This window comes from Streptococcus sp. NLN76 (assembly GCF_015686645.1).
Lineage (GTDB): Bacteria > Bacillota > Bacilli > Lactobacillales > Streptococcaceae > Streptococcus.
In genome coordinates this window covers 1-3,372 of record NZ_JADPMS010000078.1, presented here as the reverse complement: position 1 = coordinate 3,372, position 3,372 = coordinate 1, and the positions used below count along the sequence as shown (strand labels likewise).

The 3,372-nt window shown below is 35.5% G+C and carries 2 protein-coding genes and 1 pseudogene; 2 read left to right on the top strand and 1 reads right to left on the bottom strand.

Annotated features, from left to right (window positions below; genetic code table 11):
* Both I1A59_RS09160 and I1A59_RS09740 read left to right on the top strand, forming a co-directional pair.
* Positions 1–650, top strand: a 650-nt coding sequence (locus tag I1A59_RS09160; protein ID WP_196092455.1) for a transposase, incomplete at its 5' end; no start/stop codon positions are given.
* Positions 651–975: 325 nt separating this feature from the next.
* Positions 976–1,461 (top strand): annotated as a pseudogene (locus I1A59_RS09740) (transposase family protein); the annotation flags it as partial.
* A gap of 93 nt (positions 1,462–1,554) precedes the next feature.
* Here I1A59_RS09740 and I1A59_RS09145 read toward each other — a convergent pair.
* Entirely contained in the window at positions 1,555–3,174 is a 1,620-nt protein-coding gene (locus I1A59_RS09145; protein ID WP_196092452.1) for an ABC transporter ATP-binding protein, read from the bottom strand.
* Positions 3,175–3,372: the final 198 nt, after the last annotated feature.

Here is a 3,372-nt window from a genome sequence, read left to right as displayed (position 1 = left end):
AAGAGAGTGGAGAGAACTATCTCATCAAGCTTAAAAGAAACTCTATTCTTAGTCGTTTAGGGGATTTAAGTTTACCTGGTTCTGAAAATGAGGATATGACCATTTTACCTCATTCTTCCTATTCCGATACTGTTTATCAAGCAAATTCTTGGGTTCACGCCCGCCGTGTCTGCCAATTTTCAGAAAGAAAGGATGGGGAACTCTTCTATGAAGTTACTTCTCTTGTGACCAATCTAGCTGGTGGTGCTAGCGAAGAATGTTTTCAGCTTTACCGAAAACGAGGACAGTCTGAAAATTTCATAAAAGAGATGAAGTCTGGATTTTTTGGAGATAAGACAGATAGTTCAACTCTAATCAAGAATGAAGTTCGTATGATGATTTCTTGCTTGGCCTATAATCTTTCCTTATTTATGAAGCATTTAGCTAGTGGGTCTGTGAAAAATTTGACGATGAAACGTTTTCGGAAACTGTTTGTGAAGATAGCTGGAAAATGCGTCAAAAGTGCTAGAAAACAAATTCTAAAACTGTCCAATCTCTATTCTCTGAAGGATGAGTTTCAAGCTCTCTTTGAGCGAATTTCCAGACTAGATTTCTCACTCCCCGTTCTCTATGCAGTAAGGGAGACCAGTCCTCCTTTGTTAGGAAATTAGGATACCGAATCAAATAGAATACATTTTTAAAAATCGAGAGTCGCACCAAGGGTGGAGTCTACCCTTTTTTAGGGTGCTAAGGTAGCAGATCCATCTTTATTTATAGAAAAGCTTGATCGTTCATAAAAATCATCAGAACTGCAATTGCTTATTGCTTGTTTCTGATGATTTTTTTGATAGTTACGCAAAGATATTCAGGGTATGAATAATTCGAGTTAAAAAAGATAGCCGACCCCCCTGTCCCCCAAGGGGTTAGCCATCTTTTGATTTTTTAAAGTGATAAACCCGGGAGTTCCTGCGAAACAAAAAAAGATAAGATGGAGGTATGAATTATGAATCCAGTAAAAAACTCTCTGACTCACGCTTTAAACGCCTAGTTGGTGTTGAAAGAAAAACTTTTGACAAAATGATAGAAATCTTGACAGTTGCTTATCAGGCCAAACACTCTAAAGGCGGTCGTAATCCCAAAATGAGTTTAGAATATATTGATGGCTACTCTACAATACCTTCGTGAATATCGTACGTATGAACAAATTGCAGCTGATTTTGGTGTGCATAAAAGCCACCTTATTCGCCGCAGTCATTGGGTTGAAGAGATCTTAGTACAAAGTGGCCTCACTATTGAAAAAGGAAAGATAAAGGATACCGTTACTATCATAGGTGATGCAACAGGAGTAAAAATTCGACGTCCCCCAAAAAACAAAAGTTAAATTACTCTAGGAAAAAGAAAATACACGCAAGTAAAGTCCAAGCAATCATAACTGGACAAGGAAAAATTCTTTTCCTAGATGTTCAGCAAGATTACTGTCATGAGTAGGATTGGCTTTTGTTTGAAAAAGCTACTGCTAAGATGCTCAAAAAATATTATCAATAAAAAAGTAAGGTGGGACTAAATCCGACCTCATCATTGTTTTAATACTAGTAATTCCCCATTATTATCCAGATCAATCAGATAATCAAAATTCTGTTTTACATTAGACTGAGATACATGAGAGATGTAGAGAATTAATTTGTTGAGTTGAGCGAGTTTCTTTTCGATTTTTTCTAAGGTAATGCGATCAACACCCGAGGAGAATTCATCAATCAGTAGTATTTCCTTATCCAAAAGCAAAGCCCTCGCTAATGCCACACGCTTTGCTTCTCCTCCAGAAATAGTTACCTCTTCATTTTTTATTGGCATAGATAATGATTGATCGTTTGCCCATTTCTCTAATTCTACAAATTCTAAGACCGCATACAATTGTTCATGGTTGTAGGAATCTGAAAAGAGCGTCAAATTATCTTTAAGTGTACCTGAGAAAATATGTGGAAACTGTGGAACGTAGGCTACTTTTTTGAATATTTCTTTTTCTGATAACTGTGATAAATCTATTCCATTTATGGTAATTTTACCGGTATAATCATTTGTTTCTTTTAAGATCAATCGGAATAGCGTAGACTTCCCACTTCCACTTTTCCCTTTAATTAAATAGAATTGATTGGCTTGAAATGACAAAGTCAAAGAGTCAGCTGACAACAATGGCGATGCAACTTTATCAAACTGTATATCAGAAACAAATTCTAATAACGGCTGATTCTCAAATAAAGATTCGTCTTCTTTTGAAAAGATAAAATCTCGCTTCAATGAATCCACAATTTTCTTTCCGCCAATAAATCTAGCAATCAGATCTGACGAAGAATATATTGGAAAAGAAATACGAGTAAGTAATTGTGTGAATGTAATAAGAGATCCTAATGTCAAATTGTTATTTAGAATTAAATAACCACCAATCAACCAGCTACCAAAGTATAAAACATTGGAAAAAAGTTGATTTAAGCTAGCGACGGAGTATTGAACTTTGCTAACTTTCGTCTGCTTCATTAATAACCTTTGCGTAACTTGCGTAAAAACATTATAAACCTCCCCAGCACCATCTCCTACTTTCCAATCTAAGTAACCATCGGTTAAATCCTTAATGGAATTGATAGTGGCATCTGTCTGATCAATCAAATCATCTTGACTCTGTGCTAACTGTCCCTTATACGCTAAAGCAACTAATAAATTGGGGAGACTTAACAGCAATGTCATAGCAGCCATTAATGGATCCATCGTAAACGCAAAAACTACTGCAACCACTAACTGACAAAGTAAGTAACCTCCCCAGTAAAGGGTATAGAAATAGTTGAATTCCACTTGATCAATTTGAACAGTAAGTGCAGAAAGCAATCGATCTTTTAAATCATTATTTAGATGATTGAGATGAATTTCTTGAATCTTTTTAAACAGGAACTTCCGAAATAAAAAAGCGGATCTCTTACTTAAAACAGCTGTTTTAAATTGTTGAAAGAAATAGACAGCAGTCTGAGAAAATAAAAACATTAAAATGATGAAAGTCAGAACTAGGTAGTTCATACCACTTATCTCTGCTCTATCAATGATAAACTGAGCTAAATAGGCTTCACCAACCATTAGGATAGACAAGATGATAGTTAACAAAGAAAAAGTAATTAGGTCCCCTTTTAAAGACTTGAATACGTCTTTCAAAGTTAATTCCTCCTCGTAATATAAGTTTAGAGGGTTATTAAAACCCAGTTTGAACAATAATTGTATAAATACTTGACTATTGCAATGTTTCCCAGAACAATAGAGTTATGGAAAGGACTCATGGTTGTTTCTTATCCTCCTTGTTGCTCAGTCTTCATTACAAAGTCTGTTACCCAGCCCTTCATTTTACCTCCAACC